Genomic DNA, 13,715 nt, shown 5'->3' on the forward strand with positions numbered 1-13,715 from the left:
AACGCCGTAGCGCCGATGGTAGTGTGGGGCCTCCCCATGCGAGAGTAGGGAACTGCCAGGCATCAAATTAAGCAATAAGCCTCATGCGAAAGCATGGGGCTTTTTTGCGTCTTCAGTTTCGGCGAATAAAGCAAGAGGCAGTTCTCTTTCTTTCAAATCATCCAGCCAAAACGTTGCGATATGATAGCTCGCACTCTCTGGTTATTCAGAGCATCCTCCTGCTAACCCTGCCTAACTCGAACAGGCGTAATACGTTTACTGTGCCATAATCAAATGGCGGTAAATGCTTAAAGAACCTATAAAACATAATCTTATAGACAGATTTTTCTTACATCTCTGCGGCAGGATGCCGCCGTTATCAGGCTAAGAAGGTTAACTAACGAGGATAAATCATGGCTGAGTCCATCTCTGAGCTGTCGGCTAACGCCGCTGATTCGCTTACCCCGCAACAACGTATTCGCGCTATCGTTGGCGCCTCTTCCGGTAACCTGGTGGAGTGGTTCGACTTCTACGTCTATTCGTTCTGTTCGCTCTATTTTGCACATATCTTTTTCCCCAGCGGTAACACCACCACGCAGCTACTGCAAACCGCTGGCGTATTTGCCGCCGGCTTTCTGATGCGGCCTATCGGCGGCTGGCTGTTTGGCTACATCGGCGACAGGCACGGGCGTAAAACCTCGATGCTGATCTCGGTCTGTATGATGTGTTTTGGCTCGCTGGTCATCGCCTGCCTGCCCGGTTATGCCACTATTGGCGTCTGGGCACCGGCGCTGCTGCTGCTGGCAAGGTTGTTCCAGGGGCTGTCGGTAGGCGGCGAGTACGGTACCAGTGCCACCTATATGAGTGAGGTGGCAGTTGAAGGGCGTAAAGGATTTTACGCTTCTTTTCAGTACGTTACCCTGATAGGCGGCCAGTTGCTGGCGCTGCTAACGGTGGTAGTGCTGCAACAGGTGCTGTCTGATGAGGCGTTGCGCAGCTGGGGCTGGCGCATTCCTTTTGCGCTGGGGGCTGTGCTGGCGATTGTTGCGCTTTACCTGCGGCGCTCGCTGAATGAAACCTCCGACGCGGCGACCCGCAAGCATAAAGATGCAGGATCGCTGCGGGGCCTGTGGCAGCACCGCCGTGCGTTTATTATGGTGCTGGGCTTTACCGCCGGTGGCTCGCTGAGCTTCTACACCTTCACCACCTACATGCAGAAGTACCTGGTGAACACCGCGGGCATGGATCATAAAACCGCCAGCATGCTGATGACCGCGGCACTGTTTATTTTTATGCTGCTGCAACCGCTGATCGGTAGTCTTTCCGATAAAATTGGCCGGCGTAACTCTATGCTGATCTTTGGTGGTTGTGCGGCAGTCTGTACCGTGCCGATCCTGACGCTGCTGCAGAGCGTCAGCAGCCCGCTGCTGGCGTTTGCGCTGGTGATGCTGGCACTGCTGATTACCAGTTTTTACACCTCGATCAGCGGTATTCTTAAGGCTGAAATGTTTCCGCCACAGGTGCGTGCGCTCGGCGTTGGGCTCTCTTATGCGGTGGCTAATGCGCTGTTTGGTGGCTCGGCGGAGTATGTCGCGCTGTCGTTGAAAGCGGCTGGCAGTGAAACCAGCTTCTTCTGGTATGTCTCACTTCTCGGTGCCGTGGCGTTTGCCGTTTCACTGATGCTGCATCGCCGTGGCAAAGGGCTGAAACTGTAACCCGCAGCGCAGATCTCACCGACCAACACGTTAGCGTGTCAGGTTCCACAGACTGTAGCCGGTGGCGGCACCGGCTACGTCCCATGCGAAGTCTTTCCAGCTCCAGCCGGTGCCGCCCTCCCGGCTGTCGTACAGCTCTTTCCCTGCGCCCAGACTGATGGCAAACATCAGGCCGAAGGTGGCGCTGCGCCCTTCGCTCCAGTTCTGGTGCTCGCCGTAAGCATTACCGGCGGCGGTGAGGAAAGCGGAAGAGATAAAGTGCTGTGCTTTGTCGCGCCCGGTCCAGCGATCCTGCGCCAGATGAGTGCAGCCGCTACAACAGAGCAACAGCAGGGGTAAAAGATGACGCATGCGGACTCCTGTAAAAAAGCCCTGTAAAAACAGGGCCTGACCAAGGTGGCAATGCTCAGAGGATGCGGCTGATCAGCCGGTCAATACGGATGCGCCGCAGGCGTCGGATCAGTTTGCGCACTTTCAACGGATAGTCAGCGATGCTTTGCAGATCGCGGAAGTGTTCTACCACCGTGGTATGCTGACGGATCAGCTGCAGTTCATGCTCGCGCTGTTCGGCCAGCTGCTGCAGCGGATCGTGGATCAGCACCGCATTTTCCAGGTCCAGACGCCAGGCGCGCGGATTGAGGTTGTTGCCGGTAATCAGCATCCACTCCTCGTCGACCCACATGCCCTTCAGGTGATAGCTGTTTTCACCGTCTTTCCACAACCGCACGGTCAGCTGACCGGCGCTGACGTAGTACTGCAGGCGGCTGAGGAAGCGGCGCAGGTTAATCTCATACAGGTAGGGCAGCGCACCGATGATTTTGAACGGCTGATCCTCCGGTATATAGAAGTCGTTGGCGGTCTTATCGCCGATGATGATCTCAACCTGTTTTCCCTGGCGCAGCAGGGCGATAATGTTGCGCGCCAGGATCGCCGGCAGGTTGAAGTAGGGGGTGCAGATGGTCAGCTTCTGCTCGGTGCACGGCATCAGGTGATAAATGGTTTTATTCAGCAGGCTGTGTTTGCCAAGGCCTACCAGCGGCGTCACGGCCAGTACTTCATTGCCGGCATCACCCTTAAACTTATAGTCATAGCCGCGCAGGTCCTGGCGGAACTGCCGGGTTTCATTTTTAATTTCCGGGCTTTTCGGGCGTTCGTGCTGGTCCAGACGATGCACCGCCTCGGCCTGAATCAGGTTGTTGTCGATCCAGTCGATCATGGTATCGGCCAGCTGCGGATTGGCGATCAGCTGATAGCGATCGTAGCGATAGCGCTGATGCTGGTGCAGGTAGACATCGTTAAAGCTGGCGCCGGTGTAAATCAGGGTGTCGTCGACGATCGAGCCCTTCAGATGCAGTACGCCGAGCGCCTCACGGGTGTTGACCGGAATGCCGTAGACCGGGATGGCGATATCGGGGTGGCGGGTGGCCATCTCGCAGTACCAGTCGGCATTGGTGGCACCGGCGGCCACGCCAATACGACCGCGCTGGGCGCGGTGCCAGTCAACCAGCACCTTGATTTCCAGCTCAGGGCGCAACCGCTTAGCCTCGTACAGCGCCGAGAAGATGCTCCTGCCACCGTCATCGTTTTCCAGATAGAGGGCGACGATACAGATGCGCCGGGTTGCCGTCGCGATCTTCTCCAGTAACGTTTGGCGAAAATCAGCCGGAGAAAACAGCGTGGTGAAACCGGCAACTGACTGTGACAGTTTTGGCAGTTGCGCAAGGTGCTGTTGGTGTTTATTGCGTTTAAAATTTGACAACATCACGGTGCGTTTCTTCTCTGTTCATTGAATGGCACCTGCCATAAAATCAAGATCCTAACCCCGAATAATACCACCAGATCGCAGAAAAGGCGTGAGATTTACTTTTCCATACCGGCGGCAGCCTGCAGCGCCAGCGAAAGCCCGACAATGCCATCTTCCAGTTGCACGTCCACGCTAAACCCCAGCTTGCGGGCCAGCGCCACCATGCTGCGGTTGGCCGGCATGGTGATGCCGTTAAGCTGCTGCAGCCCGTGGTCGCGGGTGTAGCCGATCATCTTTTCCAGCAGGCGGCGGCCCATGCCCAGCCCTTTCAGATCGGAGCGGACCAGCACTGAGAATTCAGCATCGGTATTGTCGGCATCGGAGATCGCACGGGTAACGCCGATAATCTCCTCGCTGCCGTTATGCTGACGGACGGCGACGAACGCCATTTCACGATCGTAATCGATCTGGGTCATATTGGCTAAATCTTCATGGGTGAACTCGTTGATCTCGCTGAAATAGCGGTAGTAGAGATCCTCTTTGGTCACCCGGCCAATAAACTGCTGCAGCAGCGGTTCATCTTCCGGCAGGATCGGACGAAACAGGCAGGGCTGCCCGTCCTTGAGGATCACCCGCTCCTCCAGACGCTGTGGGTAGGGGCGAATCGCCAGCCGGTCCTCGGCGCTGCCGTGGAATTCTGCCAGTTCCAGCGTCACGTCCAGCAGGGTAAACTCATCGCCGGTGGCCAGCAGCGGATGGATATCCAGACGTGTAATCTCCGGGCAGTCGACGATCAGGTTTGACACCTGCACCAGCACCCGGCTCAGCTCGGCCACGTCGAGCGGATGCAGCGCGCTGCGCCCGCGAATTTTGCCGCGTTTGATCGCCTGGATGACCAGATAGCGTGCCAGCGTCATATTCAACGGCGGTAACGCCACCACCGCCTGGCGGTCGGCGTGCCAGCTGACGCCGCCTTCCCCCAGCATAATTACCGGGCCAAACAGCGCATCCTGCTGCACCACAATGCGCAGCTCCTGTGAACCGGCGCGGTTCGCCATACTCTGCACCAGCAGCCCGTGAATGCGCGCCTGCGGTGAGGTCATCTTCACCCGGTCGATAATCGCGTCCGCCGCCCGCTGCACTTCTGCCGGCGTGCGCAGGTAGAGCATCACCCCCTGCACCTCCGACTTGTGGGCGATATCCGGCGAACGCAGCTTCAGCGCCACCGGGTAGCCAATCTGTTCGGCGATATGCACCGCTTCGGCGCTGTCGCCGGCGATCCAGGTGGGCAGTGTGGCCAGACCGTATGCCTGCAGGATTGGCCGCACCTCGTGGGTGTCCAGCGTCACCGGCCCCTGCTGCAATGCCTGCTGAATCAGCCGGTGGGCGTCCTGGGTGTTGGCGGTCAGGTTAGGCGGTAGCGCCGGGGTTTCCCGCAGCTGCTTCTGGTTACGGCGATATTGCACCATATGCATAAAGGCGGTGACCGTCCCTTCCGGGGTGCGATAGGTTGGGATGCCGGCGTCGCTGAACAGCCGGCGAGCCTCCAGCGAGGAGTGCTCACCGCACCAGTTGGTCAGCAGTGCCAGCTGCTTACTGCGCGGATGCTGGCGGAGCTGTTCAATCACTCGCTGAGCGGTGAGCGTGGCCGGTGCGACGGCGCTGGGGGCGTGGATAATCAGCAGCGCATCCACGTCGTGGCTGTCGAGCAACAGGGCGATCGCCCGGGTATAGCGCTCCGGCGTGGCGTCATCCTTCAGATCGAGCGGATTGCCGGGGGTGACGCCCTCAGGCAGCAGTTCACGCAGCGCGCTGAGCAGCGGCTCGCTGAGCGTCGCCAGTTTGCCGTTACGCTCGTCCAGCGCATCGAGCGCCAGCGCGGCCGGCGCGGCACCGTTGCTGACGATCATCAGCTTCTCGCCGCGCAGTGGCCGCATATGGCTGAGGGTTTCTACCGCGGAAAACAGCTCGTGGGTGTCATGTACCCGCAGCAGCCCGGCGCGCTGGATGGCGGCATCCCAGGCGGCATCCATCCCGCCGTGGGATTTGAGCAGCTGCTGGGCGTGCGGGCTGCGGCCGCTTTTGATTACCACAATCGGTTTATTGCGGGCGGCGCTGCGGGCGGCGGAAACAAAACGCCGCGCGTCGCTAAGGTGCTCCAGATAGAGCAGGATGGCGCTGGTTTTGCCGTCGCGCGCCAGGAAGTCGAGCAGGTCGTCGGCATCAATATCCAGGCTGTCACCCAGCGCGATAAACCAGGAGAATCCCAGATTACGCTGCTGCGCCCAGTCCAGAATCGTATTAGAAACCGCGGCGGACTGTGAAATAAACGCCAGCTTACCCTGCTGGATCGGCACCGGTGAGAAGCTGGCATTAAGCCCCTGCCAGGGGGCCAGCAGGCCAAGACTGTTGGGGCCAAGCAGGCGGATCTGCCAGCGGCTGGCGCAGGCCTGCAGTTCGGCGGCCTGGCTGGCGGGTGAAGAGAGGATGATGCAGGCTTTACAGCCGCGCTCACCGAGCGCCGCCAGCAGCTCCAGGTTGCGCCGCGCGTGGGTGCAGAGGATCGCCAGGTCGGGTGACAGCGGCAGGCTGGCGACGTCCGGCCAGGCCAGCACGCCGCAGACCGCTTTATACTTCGGCGTGACCGGCAGTACCGGCCCGCTGAAGCCGCCGGAGAGTAAATTGCGCATCATCAGATACCCGGCGCGCTCCGGCCGGGTTGAGGCACCGATCACCGCTATCGACTTCGGTCGCAGCAGCGCTTCTAATCCACGTTGGCTCATCTTCGCTCCCTCAGGGATACCATCCGCCTGATTCTACACCGGCCTGGCGCAGGATGCTGGCCTGTTGCTCAGTTAAGCGATCGCGGATTGATTTTCGTCATCGCTGCCTTTCTCACCGCCGGCGGCCGGATAGAGCGGGTGGTGCGGTTTGCCAGCCATGTAGCGCTGGCGGAACAGGTCGAAGTGTTGAAACAGCGCCTCTCCGGCGGCGGTATCCCCGGCCTGCAACAGCAGCTCGGCAGCCACTTCGGCCGTGCAGTGCTGCCCGGCGGCGTGCGCGACGCGCAGCAGGTAGTTAGAAGGGCGGGTCAGGTTGAGTGACATCACCGGCATCGCGTCCAGCCACGGGCTTTTGCGGAACATCTTGCGCGCTTCGGTCCAGGTGCCGTCGAGCATAATAAACAGCGGCGGTTTCCCGCTCAGCGGCGGAGCGTGCAGCACCGGCCGGCCGGGGTCGGCATAGCTGTGGGGAAACACCACCAGCGGCTGCACGTCAGGGTTGTGGACGGTGGCCAGCAGCGCCGGGTCCGGATCGGTGCGTGACCAGCCAAACGCCTCGGTCTCCGGCAGAATATCGGCGATCAGCCGCCCGGTATTGCTCGGTTTCATCGGTTCGCTGTCGAACATCACCAGGCAGAAACGGCTGCGCGCCTGCTGCGGTGCCAGAGTGTCGCACAGGCAGTTTTTCTCAGGGAGCAGGCAGCGCTGGCAGCGCCGCACGCGGTTGCCACGGGCGAGAAAAGGGCGGGTGGCACGGGCCAGTCGCGCGGTTCGCAGACGAAGAACGGCATTATCGGTCATAGTAGGAGATGGAGTGATATCAGCGAAAACGCCATTCTAGCGGATAACGGCCGGGTATGCCCGGCCGGAAAGCTGCGGGTGTCGGGCGGCGTGGCTGCAGAGGTGTTCAGGCAGGGATCACAGGTTCTCGTTCAGCCACTCGTCAAACGGCGCTTTGGGCATCGCACCGCTGAGAATATCCGCTACCTCGCCCTGTTTAAACACCATAATGGTCGGGATGCTGCGGATGCGAAAGCGGCTGCTCAGCGCGCGTTCGTCTTCGGTATTCACCTTCAGAAAGCGCACCTTGCCGCTGCGTTCGCGCGCCACGGTTTCATACACCGGTGCGAAGTTGCGGCACGGGCCGCACCAGGGGGCCCAGAAATCAACCACTACCGGCAGGTCGTCCTGCAGATATTTATCCAGCGTGGCGGTGGTGGCATCCACCACCTGGCCGGCAAACAGCGCGTCGCCGCAGCGGCCGCATTTTGCCCCGTCATTCACCCGCTCTTCAGGGACGCGATTGGTTGACTGGCAGGATGCACAAACCGTTTTCATCATTCACCTCAGCGATCGTTATGGTAAGCGCTCACTTACCTTATTCTGCAGTAGAGTAAATTTATTATGCGATGTTGGCCCGATAGCGACAAAGCGGTTTGTTCAATAGGTATAATAGGTAAGGTCTGACAATCTGCAGACGGCGGGTGCGGGCCGGAAAACCCGGCACGGGCGTTGCCGCGGGCGTTTTATTGGAAGTTGATAGCTAACTGTTGTGACATCAGGTAATCTGCGCGCTTCGCGCTCAGCCCGGTGGAGGAAAAATGAACGACGAATTTAAAGGTAAGAGCGGTAAAGTCAAAGTGATGTATGTCCGCGGTGAAGATGATGGTGACAAGCGTGGGCACAATCCACGTACCGGTAAGGGCCCTCGCCCGGATCCCAAAGGCCGTCCTTCACGCAGTGCAGACAGCAAGCCACGTGGCGGGCGCGACCGCGACGAAGGGCGTTCTGACTCGCCGTGGCGCACCGTATCCCGTGCGCCTGGCGCGGCGGTTGCCGATGACAAGCCGGACCACGGCGGTATTAGCGGTAAAAGTTTTATCGACCCTGAGCAGCTGCGCCGTCAGCGTCTGGAAGAGACCCGCGTGTACGGCGAAAATGCCTGTCAGGCGCTGTTCCAGAGCCGTCCGGAGTCGATCGTGCGCGCCTGGTTTGTACAGAGCGTTACGCCTCGTTTCCGTGAAGCGTTAAAATATATGGCGGCTAACCGCAAGGCTTACCACACCGTGGATGAAGCCGAGCTGCAGAAAGCCTCCGGAACCGAGCATCACGGCGGCGTCTGCTTCCTGATTAAAAAACGCTTCGGTATGCCGGTCAGCGAATGGCTGGCGCAGGCCGGCCAGAAAGACTGCGTGCTGGCGCTGGAAGAAGTGGGCAACCCACACAACCTTGGCGGCATTATGCGCAGCTGCGCGCACTTTGGCGTGAAGGGGCTGCTGGTGCAGGACGCGTCGCTGCTGGAGTCCGGTGCGGCGGTACGTACCGCTGAAGGCGGCGCGGAGCACGTGCAGGCAATCAGCGGTGAGAGCTTTGCGGCGGGCCTTGATGCGTTCCGTAAAGCGGGATACACCATCGTCACCACCTCCAGTCACCAGGGCGTCACGCTGGCGCAGGCAGAACTGCCGGCCAGAATGGTACTGGTACTGGGCCAGGAGCGTGATGGTCTGTCTGACAGCACCTTCGAGCAGAGCGACCTCAGCGTCTCGATCGGCGGTACCGGCAACGTGGAGAGCCTTAACGTCTCCGTGGCGACCGGTATTCTGCTGGCCGAATGGTGGCGTCAGAACGTCTGATATTCTGTTGTGCGCGGGTTAACCGCGCTGGCGGGTGGGGCGCGATGCCTCACCACGGGCAGGTGATAATGACGGCCTGGCCAGAGACAGAATCAGAGGTAAAAAAATGGGCCCGAGAGGGCCCATTTTGCTGTCTGCAACGCTGTCATGATATCTGCATCTTTCTCTGCATCTGCATCAGCTTCCGTCTCTTCATCACTTTCTAACCCTGTTTACGCCTCTGCCGCAGAGATCGCGTCAGCCGTCGCTGTCTACAGTGGAACAGGGGGCTGTGCACCCCGCTGCTATCACGCAGGAACAGCGATCAGTGAGCGCCGCCACCGCCACCGCTGCGCGCGCCGCCACCGCCCGCTCCTGCACCAAACGGCGGCCGGGCGAACCACACCAGCGCCAGCAGCACCAGGAACACCCCGGCGGAAGCCCAGAAGATCTCATTGGCCGAGATAATCAGCCCCTGATTGGTAATCTGCTGCGCAATCCAGGCGGAAGCCTGATCGTGGTTCATCCCCATGCTCTCCAGCTGGCTGTAGACCTGCTGGCTGTTGGCGTTATACGGGGTGATCGACTCGCTTAAATACACGTGGTGCATCGACTCCCGATCGGTCCACATCGTGGTGGTGATCGAGGTACCGATCGAACCCGCCAGCGTGCGGGTAAAGTTCGACAGGCTGGAGGCCGCCGCCAGTCGCTCCGGCGGTAACCCTGAGAGGGTAATTGCCGTCAGCGGCATAAAGAAGCAGGCCACCGCAAACCCCTGCACGAACTGCGGCCAGGCCGACGCGCCAAAGTCCATCCCCGGCTCAAAGGTATAAGCGCGCCAGTAGAAGCACACCGCATACATAATAAAGCTGAAGGTCACCAGCATGCGCATATCCAGCTTGTGCGAGAAGCGGCCGATAATCGGCGACAGCAGCACCGGCAGAATGCCGACCGGTGCCGATGCCAGCCCGGCCCAGGTGGCCGTATAGCCATACACCTCCTGCAGCAGCTGCGGCAGCAGCACGATCGAGCCGAAGTAGAGCATGTAGGCGAGGCTGATCGACAGGCAGCCGATGGTGAAGTTCCGCATCTTAAACAGCGATAAATCCACGATCGGGTGATCGTCGGTCAGCTCCCAGATCAGCAGCGCCGCCAGCGCCACGGCGGCGACCACCGCCAGCACGATAATTTCGCCGGAGCTGAACCAGTCCAGCTCTTTACCGCGGTCGAGCATCACCTGCAGGCAGCCAATACCCACCACCAGCAGCACCAGCCCTACGGTGTCGATTGGCCGGATCACCGTCGCCGTCTCACGACCGCGCAGCGACTGCAGCGCCAGCGCCACCACGATGATGGCAATTGGCACGTTGATGTAGAAAATCCAGCCCCAGTGATAGTTGTCGCTGATCCAGCCGCCAAGGATCGGGCCACAGATCGGTGCCACCACCACGGTCATCGACCACAGCGCCAGCGCCACGCTGCGTTTCGCCGGCGGGTAGTTGCTCAACAGCAGGCTCTGCGACAGCGGGATTAACGGCCCGGCCACCAACCCTTGGATCACGCGGAAGACGATCAGCATGGTCAGACTTTCCGACAGGCCACAGGCCAGTGAGGCGAGGGCAAAGGCGATCGTCGACCACATAAACAGCTTCACCTCACCAAAGCGTTTTGCCAGCCAGCCGGTGATCGGGATCGAGATGGCGTTGGCCACGCCAAATGAGGTGATTACCCAGGTACCCTGGGAGTTAGAGGCCCCCAGATTACCGGCGATGGTCGGGATGGCGACGTTAGCAATGGTCGAATCCAGCACCTGCATAAAGGTGGCCAGAGACAGCGCAATGGTCATCAGGACCAGCTGCGCGCCTTCAAGCGGTTTTTGTGCCATATCAGCCTCTTGCGGGGTTAGCCGGCATTGGCACGGATAATGTCCGCGATAAGCTGATTGGCCGGAGCCAGATCCAGCGCCAGCGCGTCACTTTCATAGGCCGGTTTGCTGCGCACGCTGGTGGCCAGCACCGCGCCGTCGCGGTTGGCGGTATCGACTTTTACCAGCGTCGACAGGCCGATACGCAGCGGATGCTGTGCCACCTGCTGCGGGTCCAGCTCGATACGTACCGGCAGGCGCTGCACCACCTTGATCCAGTTACCGGTGGCGTTCTGCGCCGGCAGCAGTGAGAACACGCTGCCGGTACCCATATCCAGGCCAACCACTTTGCCGTGATACACCACGTCGTCGCCGTAGATATCGCTGACCACCGTGGCCGGCTGGCCGATGCGCACGCCTGCCAGCTGGGTCTCTTTAAAGTTCGCATCCACCCACAGGTTATCGGCCGGCACGATCGCCAGCAGCGGGGTGCTGGTGGTGATCTGCGAACCGACCTGCACGCTGCGCCGTGACACGTAGCCGTTGATTGGGCTGACCACGTTGGTGCGCTGCAGCGCCAGCCAGGCGTCACGCAGTTCGGCGGCCGCCTGTTTCACCGCCGGCTGATTGTCCAGCGAGGTGTTAAGGATCATCGCCTGATTGGCGTTGTACTGCTGCAGGGCCACGTCGAGCTGCGCTTTGGCGGTGGCTACCGCGTCGCGGGCGTGCTGCAGGTCTTCACGGCCGATCAGGTTAGCGGCACCCAGCGGCTCGCGGCGCTTGAGATCCGCCTGAGCCTGCTCCAGCGCGGTTTGCTGCAGTGCGATGGTTGCCTGGTACTGTTTGCCGTTAATGATCAGCTGGTGGGTCTGGCGCACGGTAGTGGCCAGCGCGGTCTGCGCTTTTTCAAACGCCTGCTCAGCGTCGGTGCGGTCCAGCGTTACCAGCAGGTCGCCTTTTTTGACGTAATCGGTATCATCAAACCAGACTTTATTAACGCTTCCTGACACCTGAGCCATCACCTGCGCCTGGTTTCCTGCTACATAGGCGTCATCCGTTTCCTGATAATGGCGCAGTACCAGGAACCAGTAAATCAGATACGCTCCCGCGATAATTACCAACAGAACGGCCAGCAGCAGCAGCGCGCGTTTACGCGTCTTTTTCTTCCCCTGCGGCTGTTGCGGGTCCTGCGTCACCCCATTTGCACTCATGGTGTTCTCCATTCTTCTTGCCATCATTAGTGGGCGGCCTGCGCCCGAATCGAAAATGCCAGCGGGTGAGCGCTGGCATGTTTTTTTATTTTGGAGGGATAAACTACCGATTTCTGGAAAGGCGTTTGTCGCACATTATGCTATCAGTGGAACATTTAACGTGACAGCGAAGCAATCACGCCTTCTTCGTCCATCTGATCGAGACGGTTCAGCAGTTTGCGGGTGATACCTTCCAGTTGAGATTTTTCCGAATCGCTCAGGGAAGACCACAGCAGCTGCAGGCTCTGGTGCTGGGGCGGCAGCAGCTGGCGCAGGAACTCATTGCCTTTAGGCGTCAGATGCAGGTGCAGGCAGCGACGATCGTTTTCGCTTTCACGGCGCTCAATCCAGCCACGTTTTTCCAGTTCATCGGCAATACGGGTGGCGTTGGTACGTGAAGAACCCAGCGCAGAGCTCAGCTCCGAGGGCTGAATGCTGTGGTCTTCCTGCGCGTCCAGCGTGATCAGCGCCATAAACAGCGTTTCGTTGATTCCCTGCGCCTTGAGCATTTTATTGCGATTATCCAACAGCTTACTTTGCATGTGCATGCACAGACGGGTCAGCATAATCTCCTGCAACGGGAAATCTTTCTGGCGGTTAGCACGAAAATTAAGCATCTGTTCAATGGGCGTAAAAGAACTTTCCATTATAAAGGGACCTCACTTGTTGCAATGTATAGATAAACGATGAGCGTGCACTCTGGTCATCCACGTGGATCGGAAACGTTGTCCGAACGCCGTGACCCTCATCTGTAATTTCCGGGTCACTCCATAACCCAGTGCGCTACGGTATGGCAGCGTTGATTGCCGTTCATCGCGGTATTTCTCCTGTCAGGCTAATTAATTGCATCTGAAAGAGTCACCTGCATGAATAAATTTCGACTCACCTTACCAGAGAGATATTTCTGAGAAAAGCGGCTAAAACCCGAAAAAACTTCATTCTTTTTGCGAAAAATCACCCGGCAACCGCTTCGTGGTGGCGGGTTAGCCACCAGTTGACAATGTTAAGCAACGTTAACGCCGCGCCGATCGCACAGACGCCATACCAGCCTGCGGTCTGGTAGGCGGAGGCGGAGAGCAGCGAACCGGCGGCACCGCCGATGAAGTAGCAGGTCATATAGCCGGCGGTCAGCCGGTTGCGGGCTTCCGGCATATGGCGGTAAATCACGCTCTGATTGGTGATATGCACGCCCTGCACCGCCAGATCCAGCAGGATAATGCCGAGAATCAACGCCAGCAGCGAGTGCGCGCCCAGCGCCGTCAGGCCCCAGGAGGCGAGCAGGATAATCAGCCCGACGCTGGTAGTGAGCCGCGCTTTGCCTTTATCCGCCAGGCTGCCCGCCTGCCGCGCGGCCAGCGCACCGGCGGCGCCGACCAGGCCGAGCAGGCCGATTTGACCTTCGGAATAGCCCCACTCGGGCGACGACAGCAGAAACGCCATCGAGGTCCACAGCACGCTGAAGTTGGCGAAGGCCAGGCAGCCGGTAATCGCCCGGGTGCGCAGGATCGGATGGCGCAGATAAAGGCTTCCGATCGAACCGAGCAGCTGCGGATAGTTGAGCGGCACCGACTGCTTATAGCGCGGCAGCCAGCGCCACAGCGCCAGCGACATCAGCACCATCAGCACGCTGGCCACCCAGAACACGGTGCGCCAGCCGCCCAGCTGGGCCAGCCCGCCGGCCACGGTCCGCGCCAGCAGGATCCCCAGCAGCAGGCCGCTCATCACCGTGCCCACGGTTTTACCGCGTTTTTCCGGCGCGGCAAGGGTG

At 59.8% G+C, this 13,715-nt stretch carries 11 protein-coding genes; 2 read left to right on the plus strand and 9 right to left on the minus strand.

The genetic code is table 11. The annotated features are described in order from the left end of the window. The first annotated feature begins 392 nt into the window (after positions 1-392). Entirely contained in the window at positions 393-1,694 is a 1,302-nt protein-coding gene (locus tag NV64_RS21750; RefSeq protein ID WP_056238513.1) for an MFS transporter, read from the plus strand. 30 nt (positions 1,695-1,724) lie between these two features. Here the strand turns inward: NV64_RS21750 and NV64_RS21755 are convergent, their stop codons facing one another. The 5 genes from NV64_RS21755 to trxC form a co-directional block, all read right to left on the minus strand. Beyond that, positions 1,725-2,045: a YfiM family lipoprotein gene (locus tag NV64_RS21755; RefSeq protein WP_056238515.1), complete on the minus strand. Its 321-nt coding sequence runs from the start codon at positions 2,043-2,045 to the stop codon at positions 1,725-1,727. A gap of 55 nt (positions 2,046-2,100) precedes the next feature. Continuing rightward, on the minus strand, positions 2,101-3,456 hold the full coding sequence (pssA, locus tag NV64_RS21760; RefSeq protein ID WP_056238518.1) for a CDP-diacylglycerol--serine O-phosphatidyltransferase: 1,356 nt from the start codon (positions 3,454-3,456) through the stop codon (positions 2,101-2,103). A 98-nt stretch (positions 3,457-3,554) separates the two neighbouring features. Beyond that, complete coding sequence (locus NV64_RS21765; RefSeq protein ID WP_101506765.1) at positions 3,555-6,221, minus strand: bifunctional acetate--CoA ligase family protein/GNAT family N-acetyltransferase; 2,667 nt, start codon at positions 6,219-6,221, stop codon at positions 3,555-3,557. A gap of 72 nt (positions 6,222-6,293) precedes the next feature. Then, positions 6,294-7,022: a tRNA-uridine aminocarboxypropyltransferase gene (locus tag NV64_RS21770; protein ID WP_056238523.1), complete on the minus strand. Its 729-nt coding sequence runs from the start codon at positions 7,020-7,022 to the stop codon at positions 6,294-6,296. 117 nt (positions 7,023-7,139) lie between these two features. Further along, positions 7,140-7,559, minus strand: coding sequence for a thioredoxin TrxC (gene trxC / locus NV64_RS21775; protein WP_101506768.1), 420 nt, complete (start codon positions 7,557-7,559; stop codon positions 7,140-7,142). 263 nt (positions 7,560-7,822) lie between these two features. On the opposite strand from trxC, the gene NV64_RS21780 reads away from it, so the two are divergent. Beyond that, positions 7,823-8,854, plus strand: a complete 1,032-nt coding sequence (locus NV64_RS21780) for a tRNA/rRNA methyltransferase (protein ID WP_056238526.1) — start codon at positions 7,823-7,825, stop codon at positions 8,852-8,854. A gap of 304 nt (positions 8,855-9,158) precedes the next feature. On the opposite strand, the gene emrB is transcribed toward NV64_RS21780, so the two are convergent. The 4 genes from emrB to NV64_RS21800 form a co-directional block, all read right to left on the minus strand. Further along, the gene (gene emrB, locus NV64_RS21785) at positions 9,159-10,718 is read right to left on the minus strand and encodes a multidrug efflux MFS transporter permease subunit EmrB (protein ID WP_101506766.1); all 1,560 of its coding nucleotides are present in this window, start codon (positions 10,716-10,718) and stop codon (positions 9,159-9,161) included. 17 nt (positions 10,719-10,735) lie between these two features. Then, the gene (gene emrA, locus NV64_RS21790; RefSeq protein ID WP_056238536.1) at positions 10,736-11,908 is read right to left on the minus strand and encodes a multidrug efflux MFS transporter periplasmic adaptor subunit EmrA; all 1,173 of its coding nucleotides are present in this window, start codon (positions 11,906-11,908) and stop codon (positions 10,736-10,738) included. A 155-nt stretch (positions 11,909-12,063) separates the two neighbouring features. Next, positions 12,064-12,594, minus strand: a complete 531-nt coding sequence (gene mprA, locus NV64_RS21795; protein WP_056238538.1) for a transcriptional repressor MprA — start codon at positions 12,592-12,594, stop codon at positions 12,064-12,066. 307 nt (positions 12,595-12,901) lie between these two features. Beyond that, a partial coding sequence (locus NV64_RS21800; RefSeq protein WP_101506767.1) for an MFS transporter occupies positions 12,902-13,715 on the minus strand: 814 nt, incomplete at its 5' end.

Origin of the sequence: Erwinia sp. B116 (assembly GCF_002865965.1) — a bacterium.
In the GTDB taxonomy this organism is placed as follows: Bacteria; Pseudomonadota; Gammaproteobacteria; order Enterobacterales; family Enterobacteriaceae; genus Erwinia.